Source organism: Streptomyces anthophorae (assembly GCF_049310305.1).
Lineage (GTDB): Bacteria > Actinomycetota > Actinomycetes > Streptomycetales > Streptomycetaceae > Streptomyces.
In genome coordinates this window covers 557,960-570,511 of the sequence record NZ_JBLWQQ010000001.1, presented here as the reverse complement: position 1 = coordinate 570,511, position 12,552 = coordinate 557,960, and the positions used below count along the sequence as shown (strand labels likewise).

General features: G+C 73.0%; 10 protein-coding genes. 6 read left to right on the top strand and 4 right to left on the bottom strand.

Going from position 1 to position 12,552, the window contains the following annotated elements; translation table 11 throughout:
* Positions 1 to 129: 129 nt before the first annotated feature.
* The 3 genes from ACNYS0_RS02520 to ACNYS0_RS02510 are packed head-to-tail and all read left to right on the top strand — an operon-like array spanning position 130 to position 3,270.
* A complete protein-coding gene (locus ACNYS0_RS02520) occupies positions 130 to 1,722 on the top strand; it encodes a succinic semialdehyde dehydrogenase (protein WP_422470963.1) in 1,593 nt (530 codons plus the stop codon).
* Positions 1,719 to 2,201, top strand: a complete 483-nt coding sequence (locus ACNYS0_RS02515) for a DUF4334 domain-containing protein (protein ID WP_422470962.1) — start codon at positions 1,719 to 1,721, stop codon at positions 2,199 to 2,201. Before ACNYS0_RS02520 ends, ACNYS0_RS02515 begins: the two co-directional genes overlap by 4 nt.
* Positions 2,202 to 2,217: 16 nt before the next feature.
* Entirely contained in the window at positions 2,218 to 3,270 is a 1,053-nt protein-coding gene (locus tag ACNYS0_RS02510; protein WP_422470961.1) for an alcohol dehydrogenase catalytic domain-containing protein, read from the top strand.
* A 9-nt stretch (positions 3,271 to 3,279) separates the two neighbouring features.
* Here the strand turns inward: ACNYS0_RS02510 and ACNYS0_RS02505 are convergent, their stop codons facing one another.
* A complete protein-coding gene (locus ACNYS0_RS02505) occupies positions 3,280 to 4,434 on the bottom strand; it encodes an Lrp/AsnC family transcriptional regulator (protein ID WP_422470960.1) in 1,155 nt (384 codons plus the stop codon).
* A gap of 161 nt (positions 4,435 to 4,595) precedes the next feature.
* On the opposite strand from ACNYS0_RS02505, the gene ACNYS0_RS02500 reads away from it, so the two are divergent.
* Both ACNYS0_RS02500 and ACNYS0_RS02495 read left to right on the top strand, forming a co-directional pair.
* Complete coding sequence (locus ACNYS0_RS02500) at positions 4,596 to 5,861, top strand: MFS transporter (RefSeq protein ID WP_422470959.1); 1,266 nt, start codon at positions 4,596 to 4,598, stop codon at positions 5,859 to 5,861.
* Between the two features lie 41 nt (positions 5,862 to 5,902).
* Entirely contained in the window at positions 5,903 to 7,216 is a 1,314-nt protein-coding gene (locus ACNYS0_RS02495) for an amidohydrolase (protein ID WP_422470958.1), read from the top strand.
* 21 nt (positions 7,217 to 7,237) lie between these two features.
* Here the strand turns inward: ACNYS0_RS02495 and ACNYS0_RS02490 are convergent, their stop codons facing one another.
* Positions 7,238 to 8,119 (bottom strand): SDR family oxidoreductase, encoded by an 882-nt coding sequence (locus ACNYS0_RS02490; protein ID WP_422470957.1) that lies wholly within the window; start codon positions 8,117 to 8,119, stop codon positions 7,238 to 7,240.
* A gap of 103 nt (positions 8,120 to 8,222) precedes the next feature.
* Between ACNYS0_RS02490 and ACNYS0_RS02485 the strand changes: the two genes are divergently transcribed.
* A complete protein-coding gene (locus ACNYS0_RS02485; protein ID WP_422470956.1) occupies positions 8,223 to 8,804 on the top strand; it encodes a TetR/AcrR family transcriptional regulator in 582 nt (193 codons plus the stop codon).
* 12 nt (positions 8,805 to 8,816) lie between these two features.
* On the opposite strand, the gene ACNYS0_RS02480 is transcribed toward ACNYS0_RS02485, so the two are convergent.
* Together ACNYS0_RS02480 and ACNYS0_RS02475 are read right to left on the bottom strand one after the other, a co-directional pair.
* A complete protein-coding gene (locus ACNYS0_RS02480; protein WP_422470955.1) occupies positions 8,817 to 9,233 on the bottom strand; it encodes a hypothetical protein in 417 nt (138 codons plus the stop codon).
* Positions 9,234 to 9,267: 34 nt separating this feature from the next.
* Positions 9,268 to 12,426 carry an alpha-N-acetylglucosaminidase gene (locus ACNYS0_RS02475; RefSeq protein ID WP_422470954.1) on the bottom strand — a complete coding sequence of 1,053 codons (3,159 nt, stop codon included), beginning with the start codon at positions 12,424 to 12,426 and terminating at the stop codon, positions 9,268 to 9,270.
* Positions 12,427 to 12,552: the final 126 nt, after the last annotated feature.

Here is a 12,552-nt window from a genome sequence, read left to right as displayed (position 1 = left end):
AGGATGTGATTTCTGATTAACATAGCGAGGCGTGCAGTCATCGACAAGAGAGTCGGCAAGAGTGCCGACAGGGCATCGAAGTGACCGGTGCGAACCGGAGCGGCGGTCCCGTACGAGCGAGGAGCCCGCATGAGCACGGACCAGGCCCGCCCCGCGTGGGTGACGGACGAGTCGATCGCGCGATGGTGCGACGGGGTGCGCCGCGACGCGACACGCGGTGAGGCCGAGGAGCCCGAGCCACTGACCGCGGTGGCACCGTTCGACCTCTCGCCGACCGCGGCCGTTCCCACCTGCACCCCGGAGGATGTGACGCAGGCGGTGGCAGGTGCCCGCGCCGCCCGGTCGGCATGGGCGCGCACACCGGACAAGCGCCGCGCCGACGTCGTACTCGCCTTCCACGACCTGTTGTTGAAGCGGCAGGACCAGGCGCTCGACCTGATCCAGTGGGAGACGGGCAAGGCGCGCTACCACGCGTGGATGGAGGTCGCCCAGGTCGCGACGATCGCCCGGCACTACGCGCGGCGCGCCCGGCACTACCTGGCGCCGCGCCGCGTACGCGGGATGATCCCCGGTGCGACGCGGGTCCAGGAGGTGCGGGTGCCGAAGGGTGTCGTCGGCATCATCTCGCCCTGGAACTACCCCCTCTACCTCGGCGTCGGCGACGTACTGCCCGCTCTCCTCGCCGGCAACGCCGTGGTCTCCAAGGCGGATTCGCAGACCGCGCTGACCCTGCTGTGGACGCGGGCCCTGATGGCGGAGGCCGGGCTGCCCGCCGACCTGTGGCAGATCGTGACCGGGCGAGGCTCCGTCGTCGGCACGGCCCTCGTGGAGGCCGCGGACTACGTGTGCTTCACCGGGTCGACCGCCACCGGACGCGTCGTCGGGGAGCGCGCCGCGCGCCGACTGGTCGGCGCCTCCCTCGAACTCGGCGGCAAGAACCCGCTGATCGTGCGCGCCGACGCCGATGTGAAGGCGGCCGCCGCGGGCACGGTGACGGCGGCCTTCGCCAACACCGGGCAGATGTGCATCCACATCGAGCGCGTCTACGTGCACGAGAAGGTCTACGACGCCTTCCGCGACGAACTCGTCCGCGCGACAAGGGCGTTGCGCCTCGGGCGGACCTACGACTACACGGCGGACCTCGGCTCCCTCGCGTCCAAGGCGCAGCTCACGGCCGTCGAGTCCCATGTCGACGAGGCGGTGGCACAGGGGGCGACGGTGCTCGCGGGCGGCAGGGCCCGCCCCGACATCGGGCCGCTCTTCTACGAACCCACCGTGCTCGAAGGTGTCACGCCGAAGATGGCGGTGTGCGGCGAGGAGACCTTCGGCCCGGTCGTCTCGCTCTATCCCTACGCCTGCGACGACGAGGCGGTCGCTCTGGCCAACCAGGGCACCTACGGCCTCTCCGCGTCGATCTGGTCGAAGGACACCCGCGGGGCGGCGCGCCTCGCACGCCGGATCCGCTCCGGCTCGGTCAACATCAACGACGGCGCCGCCGCGGCCGCGGGCAGCATCGAGGCAGGCATGGGCGGCATGGGCGACAGCGGACTCGGCAGGCGCCACGGTCCCGAGGGAATCCGCAAGTACACCGAGAGCCAGACGCTCGCCACGCAGCGGCTCCTGCCTCTCGGTCCGACGAAACCGGAGGAGAGCTCGGTGACATCCTTCATCCGCCGCACGAACGGTCAACTTTCCCTGCTGCGCAGGCTGGGGGTCCGATGAGCGGCGTGAGCGAACGCTGGAAGGCCCTGCGCGCGGTGGCGGGCCCGGTGGACCCGGCGGAGCTCGACGCCCTGTGGGCGGACCTGGAGACGGTCGAGGCGTCCTCGCTCCTCGGCCCCTGGCGCGGCTTCGCCTTCCTGACAGGACACCCCATCGAGAAAGTACTGGCGGCCAGCCGCTGGCACGGCAAGCGGTTCGACGCCCTCGACGACGCGAAGCCGCTGATCTGCCGTGCGGAGGACGGCAGCCTCTACTCCGACACCAAGGCGGGCCGCGGCGAGGCCAGCCTGTGGAACGTCGAGTTCCGCGGCGAGGTGACCGCCACGATGGTGTACGACGGGATGCCCGTGTTCGACCACTTCAAGCGGGTCGACGACACCACGCTCATGGGCGTGATGAACGGCAAGCCCGGCGTCGTCCTCGTGGACGGCCGGCACTTCTACTTCGGCCTGGAACGCGACACCCCGGACCGCACATGAAGGCATCGGTGCTGACATGAGGACCTCGGTACTGCTCTCGCGCGGCACGGCACCCAGCGCGCTCGTCGACGCCGAACTCGACGACCCGCGCCCGCACGAGGTGCTCGTCCGGATCGAGGCGGTCGGCCTCTGCCACACCGACCTCGCCACCCGGAAGGCGCTCGGCGACCGCCCGGCGGTGCTCGGACACGAGGGCTGCGGCGTCGTGGAGCGCCTCGGATCCGAGGTCGCGGGCCTGGAGGCGGGGGACCGGGTGGTGCTGTCGTTCGCGCACTGCGGCCGCTGCGGTCAGTGCCGTGCGGGCCATCCGGCGTACTGCGAGCTCGCGACCACCCTCAACAACTCGGGACGCCGCCCCGACGGCACACCCACGATCCGCGTGGACGGTGTCCCGGTGTTCGGCTCCTTCTTCGGTCAGTCGTCCTTCGCCACGGCCGCGCTCGTCGGTGCCCGTTCCTGCGTGCCGGTCGGCGACGTACCGCCGTGGCTCGCCGCACCGCTGGGCTGCGGATTCCTGACCGGGGCGGGCGCGGTCCTGAACGTCCTGCGGCCGGGTCGGGGCGACCGGCTCCTGGTGGTCGGGGCGGGCGCGGTCGGCAGCGCGGCGGTGCTCACGGCGCTCTCCGAGGACGTGGAGGTCGTGGTGGCGGAACCGGTCGCCGCGCGCCGCGACCTGGCGACCCGGTTCGGGGCACTGGCGGTCGCCTCCCTGGACGACCCGCTCCCGTCGGTGACCCACGCCCTCGACACCACCGGCCGCCCGGAGCTGCTGACCCGCGCGCTCGCGCTGCTCCAGCCACGCGGCACGCTCGCCGTGGTCGGCCTCGGCCCCGCCAGAGCCGAGATCGATGTGCGGGAGCTGATGCTGCGGGGGCTGCGACTCAGGGGCTGCGTCGAGGGGGACGCGGAACCCGCGCAGCTCGTGCCGGAGCTGATCGGGCGTTACGAAAAGGGGCGGCTGCCTCTGGACGAGCTGGTGACGACGTACGGCCTCGGGGAGTTCGACCGGGCGGTGGCGGAGCAGCGGGAGGGGAAGGCGCTGAAGGCGGTGCTGCTACCGGGAGGCTGAGGGCCGGGCTCAGGCGTGGTGGTCCATCGGGACGTGTCCCCGGGCGCGCCCGTCGTCGTCGAGCAGTCGCCCCATCCGCTTCGCGGTCAGCAGGGTGACATCACGGCGCAGCACGCGGGCGCCGGGGAGCCGGGAGCCGAGGCGGACCTCGAAACCGGCGGCGTCACTCAAGGAGCGCGCCCACGTCGACACCAGCAGATTGGCCTCGCCGGTCACCGCCATGCACAGCCGGACCCCGGGCAGCGCCGCCACCAGGTGCCCCGCGGCGTCCAGCTCGGCGGAGGGCACGGCGAGCCGGTACGTGCCGATGACCGGGCGGCCCGCCGCCAGATGGGACACGTCGCAGCGGATCCTGACCCGGCCCGAGGCCAGCATCCGGGCGAGGCGGCGGCGGACCGTCGCCTCGCTCGTGCCGGTGTCCCGGGCGAGCTCGCTGTAGGGGCGGCGGGCGTCGTGGGACAGGGCGCGGAGCAGCGCGCGGTCGGCGTCGCCGGGCCGCGGGGCCACCGCTTGAGCCGGTACGGCGGACGCCAGACGGGAGCGCTGGCCCCGGTCGAGCGCGTGCACCTTCCAGTCCGCGCCTTCCCGGTAACTGTGCAGCACCACGGAGAGCTGGACGTCGCGCGCGCCCGGCAGAGCGGCCAGCGGGCCGTCGGCGAAGCGCGTCAGGGCCGCCGTACCGGAGCAGGCCACGGTGAGGAAGAGGGCGCCGTCGCTGCCCGTGGTGCCGCCCCCGGTGGTGCGCTCGACACTGGCCACGCGCGGGTCCGCGCACGCGGCCTCCGTGGCGGCGGCCAGGCTGCCCGGGGCCACAGCCACATCGGCGAAGGCCATGCACAGGCGCTGTCCCCGCGCGTGCCGCTCCCACGTCTCGTACGCGGTGCTCCAGGCGAGCCCGGAGGCGCGCAGCCGGTCCCAACGGCGGGCGGCGGTGGTGGCGTCGATGCCGAGGACCGCGCCGATCCGTGACCAGGGGGCACGGGGGCTGGTCTGAAGGGCGTCGACGAGCGCCATGTCCGTCTCGTCGAGGTCGTGCATGTCGGCGGTGGCGGCATGGGCGTGTGCGTCAGGGGCGCCGGAGTCGTACGTGTCGGCAGTCGGGGTGCCGGAATCCTGCGCCCCAAGGGGGATGGAATCCGGCATCGGTACGGGGGCGGGCGGCATGGCGACCATTGTGGGGCCACTCGCACCTGCCCGTGCGGCGGCCCCCGGCACAGGGGGCGGATGCCCGCCGCACGGATGTGCGCGCCTGCCCGGACGCGGACCCGTCCCAAGGCCAGGCGTGCGCGCCCACCCCCAGTCGCGACACACACCGTGGAGCCGCCGTGAGCGCCACCGACACACCGACCGCAGAACCCGCCGCGCCCGCCAAGGGCCGGGTCCGGCTCGACCGGGCCGCGAAGACGACCGTGGGCCTGCTGTTCCTGGCCTGGATCGTCGACTACATCGACCGGCTCGTCATCAACCTCGCCCTGCCGCACATCGGCACCGAGTTCGGCATCGACCGCACCCAGCAGGGCATGGTCCTCTCCGCCTTCTTCCTGGCCTACGCGGCCTGCCAGATCCCCGGCGGCCTGCTCGCCGACCGGTTCGGGTCCAAGCGGATCCTGCTGTGGGCGATGCTGATCTGGTCCGTGTTCACGGCGTTGACCGGGACCGCCTGGTCGTTCGCCGCGCTCGTCGTGATCCGCGTGCTGTTCGGCGCGGGACAGGGCATCTTCCCGGCCGCCGCGATGAAGGCCGTCGCCGAACGCACCGGGCCCCGCGAGCGGATGACGGCGAGCGGCTGGATCTCCTCGTCCAACTCCTTCGGCGCGGTCGTCGCGCCGCTGATCGCCGGTCCCGTCATCGCCCTGTGGGGCTGGCGCATGTCGTTCTACGCCGTCGCGGGACTCGGCGTCGCGACGTTCGTCCTCGTACAGATGCTGCTGCCCCCGGCACGGCAGGCGACGCGGACGGAGGCCGCCGAGGGCGGCGGGGGAACGCGTGCGCTGCTCGCCACCCCGGCCATGTGGCTGTACGTGGGGATGCTGTTCGGCTACGGCATGCTCGCCTGGGGCCTCAACTCCTGGGTGCCGTCGTATTTGCAGACCGAACGCGGGCTCTCGCTGGAGAGTTCGGGCCTGCTCACCGCGCTGCCCGCGCTGTTCGGCGGCCTGACGATGATTCTGAGCGGCTGGTGCGCGGACAGGGTCAAGGGCCGTCCCGCGCTCCTGGTCGCCCCGTCCATGACCGTAGCCGGCGTGGCGGTGCTGGCGATGACGCAGGCCGAGAGCCTCGTCGCGTTCGAGACGCTGCTGTGTCTCGCCTTCGCCGCCTGCACGTTCTGCTTCACGCCGATCTTCGCGGTGCCGCTGCGGACGCTGTCGACCCGGCTGAGCGGCGCCGCCTCCGGAATGATCAATTTCGGCGGCCAGTCCGCGGGCATCCTGGTGCCGATCCTGATGGGATATCTCGCGGACACCTACTCGTTCACCGTCGCCTTCGCCGTCCTCGCCCTTGGGGCGGCACTCACCGCCGTCCTCGCCCTGCTCACCCCGCAGACCTCCGAGGCCCTGCGCTCCCGGCTCGGCCCCGCCGTCCGGGACTGACCACCGGCCGCCCTCCCCACTCAGCGAAGGAGCTTCGCCGTATGACCACCTCCACGACCCCCGCCTGCCCGGTCGACCCCGCCCGGCTCACGCTGCCCGCAGGCACCCCCGCCGACGAGGGCCTTGTGCAGCTGCTGCCCGCCCTGGGCGAGCTCTACCGGGACCTGCATGCCCACCCCGAGCTGTCGATGCACGAGACCCGCACCGCCGAGATCATCGCGACCGTGCTGCGCGCCCAGGGCTGGGAGGTCACGGAACACGTCGGCACCACCGGCGTCGTCGGCGTGCTCACCAACGGCGAGGGCCCCACGGTCCTGCTCCGCGCCGACACCGACGGGCTCCCGCTCGCCGAGGACACCGGCCTGCCCTACGCCTCGACCGACACCGCGACGGGGCCCGACGGCCACGAAGTCCCGGTGATGCACGGCTGCGGCCACGACCACCACGTGACCGCGCTGCTCGGCGCGGCCGCCCTGTACGCGGCGGACCGCACGTCCTGGCGCGGCACGCTGCTCGCCGTGTTCCAGCCGGGCGAGGAGATCGCGGCGGGCGCGCGGGCCATGGTCGACGACGGCTTCGCGGACCGTTTCCCGCGTCCGGACGTCTGCCTCGGCCAGCACGTCAGCCCGCTGCCCACCGGCACCGTGGCGCTGCGCCCCGGCACGACCATGTCGGCCGCGGACAGCTTCCGCATCCGCCTGTTCGGCTCCGGCGGACACGGCTCCCAGCCCGAGCTGACGGTCGACCCCATCGTCCTCGGCGCACACGTCGTGACCCGGTTGCAGACGGTGGTCTCCCGGGAGATCGCCGCCCAGGACGCGGCCGTGGTGACGGTCGGCTCGTTCCGGGCCGGCCACAAGGAGAACATCATCCCGGACAGCGCCGAACTCAAGGTCAACGTCCGGACCTTCGACCCGAAGGTCCGCGAGCGGGTCCTCGCCGCCATCGAACGCATCGTCCGCGGCGAGGCCGAGACCGCGGGCGCCCCGCGCGAGCCGGAGTTCGAGCCGCTCAACGCCTTCCCGCTCACCGTCAACGACGACGAGGCGACCGAACGCGTCCGCACCGCCCTGCTGTCCGTCTACGGGGAGGAGGGCGTCCAGCACATGGCGCGCCCGCTCTCCGGCAGCGAGGACTTCGGCGTCTTCGGCACGACCCTCGACTGCCCCTCGGTGTTCTGGATGTGGGGCAGCCTCGACCCGAAGCTGTACGAGGGCGAGGACCCGACGCAGCCGCGCCCGGGAATCCCCGGCAACCACTCGCCGCGCTTCGGCCCGCAGGCGGAGCCGGTCATCGAGTACGGGGTCCGCGGGCTGCGCGCGGTGGCCGCGGAGTTCAACGGCCCCGCGGCCTGACCGCACGGCAGGCCCGATCGGTCAGGGCTCGATCCTCTCCAGGTCCTCGAGCAGGCCCGGGTGGGTCGGCTGCCAGCCGAGAGCGGCGCGGGTGTGTGCGCTGCTCGCCGGCTGGTCGGTCGCGAACATCGGGCCGAGCGGGCCGAAGTTCTCCCCAGGAACGGACTGGACCGGGAGGTCGAGCCGCCGTCCGATGACGGCGGCCATGTCCCGTACGGCAACGCCCTCGTCGGCGACGGCCTGCCAGGCGGTCCCGGCAGGGGCCTTCTCCAGCGCCAGCCGGAACAGCACGGCGGCGTCGAGTGCGTGCACGGCGGGCCAGCGCTGCGTGCCGTCGCCGGGGTAGCCCGCGACGCCGGTTCGGCGGGCGATCTGGGTGAGCAGCCCGGTGAATCCGCCGTCCCCGTCGTTGTGCACGGTGCGCGGCAGCCGGATGGCCGAGCTGCGCACACCGCGCGAGGCGAGGTCGAGCGCGCGGGTCACGGAGACGCCGCGCCCGCCGACGAGCCCGTCCGTCGGCAGCGGATCCTCCTCGGTGGAGGCGCGCCCCGCTACCCAGGGCGTGCCCGACACCGTGACGAGCGGCTTGTCCGAGCCCACGAGGGCGTCACCGAGCGCCGCCAGAGCGGCCCCCTCCTCCGCCACGGAGCGCGCGACCGCGTCGGGCGAGCTGAAGTCGTTGCTGAAGGCGAGGTGGACGACGCCGTCCGCCTGCCCGGCGCCGGTGCGCAGCACGTCGAGATCGGTAAGCCCGCCACGGACCACGTCCGCACCGGCGGCCCTGGCCTTCTCGGCGGAGGCGTCGGAGCGGGCGAGGGCGGTGACCGCGTGACCCGCGGCGAGCAGTTCGGCGACGACGGCAGAGCCGATCAGGCCCGTGCCGCCGGTGATGAAGACGCGCATGGCGGACTCCCAGGTGCGAGGATGAGTGATGCGACACATGTCGCATCACCCACCACGCTACACCCGATGATGCGACATGTGTCGCATCACTTAGACTGGCCATATGCCGAGATGGAAGCCGGATGCCCGGCAGCGCCTGGTCGTGGCGGCGCTGAGCCTGTTCGCGGAGCAGGGCTACGACGACACGACGGTCGCCCAGATCGCCGAGCGCGCGGGCCTCACCCGCAGCACCTTCCACCGGCACTTCGCCGACAAGCGGGAGATCCTCACCGCGGGCCAGAAGACCCTCAGTCGCCTGCTGGTCGAGGGCATCACCGAGGCCCCCGACGATGCGACCCCGGCCGCTGCCGTCGCGGCGGGCCTCGAGCGCGCCTCGGGCGAGATGACCTCCTTCAACCGCGAGCTGAGCCCGCTGCTGCACGCGGCGATCGAGGCGAACGAGGAACTTCAGGAGCGCAACGCGCTGAAGAGCATCGGCATGGCCGCCGCCATGGTCGAGGCGCTGCGCCTCCGCGCCGTCCCGGAACCCACGGCCCAGGTCGCCGCGGAACTCGGCGTCCTGGCCTTCAAGCTGGGCTTCACCGAGTGGGCCGACCCCACCCGCGACGAGGCCCCCGGAGAACTGGCCCCCCTGGTCCTGGCCGCCTTCGAGGAACTGCGCGCGGCGGCGACGGGGCTTCGCTAGTCGGCCCCGCCCTCACGACCCGGCGATCTCCCGCCGGAGTCGCTGGGTGAAGCGGCGCAGGTGGGCCACCGTCTCGTGGTACTCGGCCCGGCGTTCGTCCGAGCCGGCGATGGGGCGGACGGACCAGACCCGGCGGGCGAGGGTGTCGGCGAGTCGGACGGTGTCGTCGTCGCACAGCAGGTAGAGCGCCGACCGGGCCTCTTGCAGCCGGTTCGTCAGCTCGTTGGCGCCGGGGCCGTCGTCGCCCAGGCGGGAATCCTTGAGGTAGTCGATCAGTTGCACCACGGCCGTGTTGAAATTGGCCCCGGCCTTGAGCTTCTGCTCGCGCAGCCACATCCGGTCCTGTCGGCGTGCGGTGAACCACGACCCGAACACGACCCCCAGAAGCCCGATCCCGGCCCCGAGGCCCACCGACAGCATGTTCTCCACGGTCAACTCCCCCTCCCGATCGCCATCGATGTCCCTATGAGCTCTGCCCGGCCCGGACCCGCAGCCCGTCGAACTCCGCGATTCCCCGCTCTCCGCTCCCGCCGTTCACCGCACTCATGAACACGCCCACGTCCTGCCCGCCCGCCGCGACGCCCGCGGGGGACGCCGTGCCGACCGTCGTCCACGTCGTGCCGTCCGCGCTGAACTCGCCCTTGTACGTGGCGCCTTGGCGGGTCAGGCGCAGGTGCACCGGCGCGGTCGTCGAGCCGCCCGCCGTCGTGACGGAGTCGAGGCGGCCGTCGCCGTCGGCGTCCCAGGACAGCGCGCAGCCGTTGGACGGGGTGACCGCGAGGTTCACGTACCCCGGACTCCCTTTCGCGGTCAGGTCGTTGCGCACCATCAGGCCCGCGCGTGCCCACCCGCCCGTACGGTCCTGGGCTGTGACCCTGACGGATGCGGAGGCCCCGTCCGTGAGGGAACCGGGACGGTGGATCGCGCCGAACTCGTCCGTGCCGCCCCACAGATCGGCGCCGCCGCCCAGAATGGCGAAGGACTCGCCGGACTGGCCGAACACCGCGTCGTTGAACGACACCGTCCGGTACGGGTCCTGGACTCCGGTGCCGGCCAGGAGCCGGACCGCGTCGACCGCCGCGCCGCGGGCCGTGCCCATCCGGTACGCGGCGTCGGCGCGCACCTGGAGCACGAGCCTGTCCACCGCGCCCGTCAGCGACACGGTGAAGCGCGCCGTGAACTTCTCGCCGGGTGCCACCTCGGCCGCGACGACCGGTCCCTCCGCGCGGGAGGTGAGCCCGTCGGGCAGGTCGAGGGAGAGGGTGACCCCTCGTGCGGGCGCGAGACCGTTGCGGTTGGCGAACGTGACCTCGACGGTGACCGGCTTGTCGGCGGAGACGGCGGCGTGCGCGACGGAGGCGGTCAGTGTGGCCTGGTGCGCGGCGCCCGCGAGGGTGTCGTGGATCCGGCGCGCGAGACGCTCGATCGACCCCAAGGGGCGCTGCGGATACGTCTCGTGCCCGTGCGCCCACTTGTCGTCCATCGCGAACCAGTCGATCCCGGCGGGCTCCCGCTGCTCGGCGAGCGCCTCCGTCAGCTCGGCGAAGTACCTTTGCCAGCGCGGCAGATAGAGGCCGGAGACCAGGCCGGACCACTCCCGGTTGGCGTAGTCGCGCAGCCCCGCGTCGCTGCCGTCCCGGTCGCCCCAGGTCGTCAGGATCGACCGGGCGTCGTACTCGAGCCGGTCCTGTTCCGCGCGATCGGCTCCCCAGGCGCGGGCCTCGGCGAGCCATCGGCCCAGCAGATGCTGCTCCGAGGTGGCCAGTGCGTCGTCGAGGAGCCTCATCCAGTCGAGCCACGTCCGCGTCAACTGCCCGAACAGCGTCGCGTCGCGGACCTCGTACGCCGATGTGATCTGCGGCAGCAGTACGCGGCTGCGGTTGGCGAGCACCTGCCGGGCGACGTCGAGCAGGTCGTGCCGGTAGGCGGAGCTGTCGCGCAAGTCCGCGTCCACGGAGAGGAGTTCGGTCAGGGCGTGGTCGAACGCCGCGGTGTCGTAGCGCTCGGCCTGCGGGCTCCACGCGGCGGCCGACTTCACGTTCAGCCCTGGCCTGGCCCCGAAGAGGCCGTCCGGCGGCTCGCTCCAGGAGTCGGTGCGGCGCATCCCGTACGCCGTCTCGCGCAGCACCCGCCAGGCCGCGGCCGCGTGCCGGTCGGTGCCGCCGTAGCGGGCCGCAGCCCACCGCCCGAACCAGTCGTCCAGGTCGACGCTGCCCGCCGTCCACGCGAGGTCCCCGAGGAGCGCGAGCGCCGCGGGGTTGTTGTCCGCCCCCTCCGGCATCGCGGCGATCCCCGACAGTCTGCTGCCGTCCTTGTCCCGCCAGCGCGGGTAACTCTCCACCCAGTCCGGGGTGTTGGCGCCGAGCGCGGTGTGCCCGCCGAAGTTCCAGATGCTGCCGTACGCGTACGGGGTGTCGCCCCAGTCGCTCTCCCGGTCGGTCACCGTGGCGTACCGGTCGGACAGGCCGTCGACGATCAGCATCCGGTCGCGGTCGACGGCGTCGAGGATCTCGCGGCGCGGATTGCTCTGCCAGCCGAGGATCGCCCACACGGCGCCGGGGTGGGCCGTGCGCAGCGCGGTCTCGACGGCGCGTGCGGCCTCGCCGACCGGTACGTCGCCCGGCCGGCCGCCCTCGTGCAGCAGATCCATCTTGTACATGGAGGTGCCGCCGAGCCGTGCGTCGAGGCGGGTGTAGAACTCGGCGCCCACCTCGGTGAAGGCCTTGGTGCGAGGGTCGAGCCAGTCGGGGCGCTCGAACCCGCTCCACGTGCCCTGCGGGACGACCTGCGCCCCGTCGACCCGCTCGGGGAAACCGTCGGGCACGGTGCCGAACCAGCCCGGGAGCACCGGCGTCATGCCCAACTCCCGCACGCAGTCGGCGATTTTGCGCCCGAGGTCGGCGCGCCGCTCGAGCAGGCGCCGGCTGATCGGGCCGCCGAAGCCCGACATGTTCTGGAGCAGCCACCACGGCTGGTGCGCCGGGGCGGGGATCCACGCCAGCAGCTCGGCCTCGGAGTAGCCGAACCGCCGGAACGTGTCGAAGTAGGCGGCCTCCACGCCCGTCGTCACCAGGACCTCGTTGAAGCCGTGCAGAGCGAGCACGTCCAGCTCCCGCTGCCAGGCGTCCCAGTCGCGGTAGGGGCCGGTGTAGCCGTCGTTGGTGTCGTTGAGGGCGAACCGGTGGGAGACGTTCGCCGAAGCCGCCAACTCCTCGGCGCGTGCGGGCAGTTGCGCCGGAAGGTGCAGCTGCTCGCCGTTCCAGGTCACGCAGGCGTGGGCGGCCTCGCGCAGATAGCGGTGCAGGCCGGCGAGGAGGGTGGCCGGGGTCGTGCCCTCGACGACGATGTGCCCGCGCGTGCCGGAGACCCGGAAACGGTCGGCCGCACCCCCGCCGTCGAGCGGGCGGAAGGTGACCTGGTCGTGGTGGCGGGGGAGCAGCCGGCGCAGCGCCGCGTCGGCGGGCCCGGTGTCGAAATCCGCTCCGCCGCCGGTGGCCGCGAGGGCGGGCGTGCCCCGGGCGGGCAGGGCGGCCGTGGCACCCAGCACGAGCGCCGTGCTCGACAGCAGCCGTCTGCGGCTCAGCCGGGGCCGGTTCGGCTGCTGCGGTGAGGGTCGGGTCACGAGGTCAACTCCCGAATGACGGCCGCGTCGGCCTGCTCGATGTGGGTGATGTCCGTGCAAGAGCATGCTTGATTCGCCCCATGTTTGAGCGCAAAACGTCAAAGTGTCAACGGAAAAGCACTCGAC

Coding starts and splice junctions, on each gene's coding strand:
- ACNYS0_RS02520 (WP_422470963.1), top strand. CDS start 130: ATGAGCACGGACCAGGCCCGCCCCGCGTGGGTGACGGACGAGTCGATC.
- ACNYS0_RS02515 (WP_422470962.1), top strand. CDS start 1,719: ATGAGCGGCGTGAGCGAACGCTGGAAGGCCCTGCGCGCGGTGGCGGGC.
- ACNYS0_RS02510 (WP_422470961.1), top strand. CDS start 2,218: ATGAGGACCTCGGTACTGCTCTCGCGCGGCACGGCACCCAGCGCGCTC.
- ACNYS0_RS02505 (WP_422470960.1), bottom strand. CDS start 4,434: ATGCCGCCCGCCCCCGTACCGATGCCGGATTCCATCCCCCTTGGGGCG.
- ACNYS0_RS02495 (WP_422470958.1), top strand. CDS start 5,903: ATGACCACCTCCACGACCCCCGCCTGCCCGGTCGACCCCGCCCGGCTC.
- ACNYS0_RS02490 (WP_422470957.1), bottom strand. CDS start 8,119: ATGCGCGTCTTCATCACCGGCGGCACGGGCCTGATCGGCTCTGCCGTC.
- ACNYS0_RS02485 (WP_422470956.1), top strand. CDS start 8,223: ATGCCGAGATGGAAGCCGGATGCCCGGCAGCGCCTGGTCGTGGCGGCG.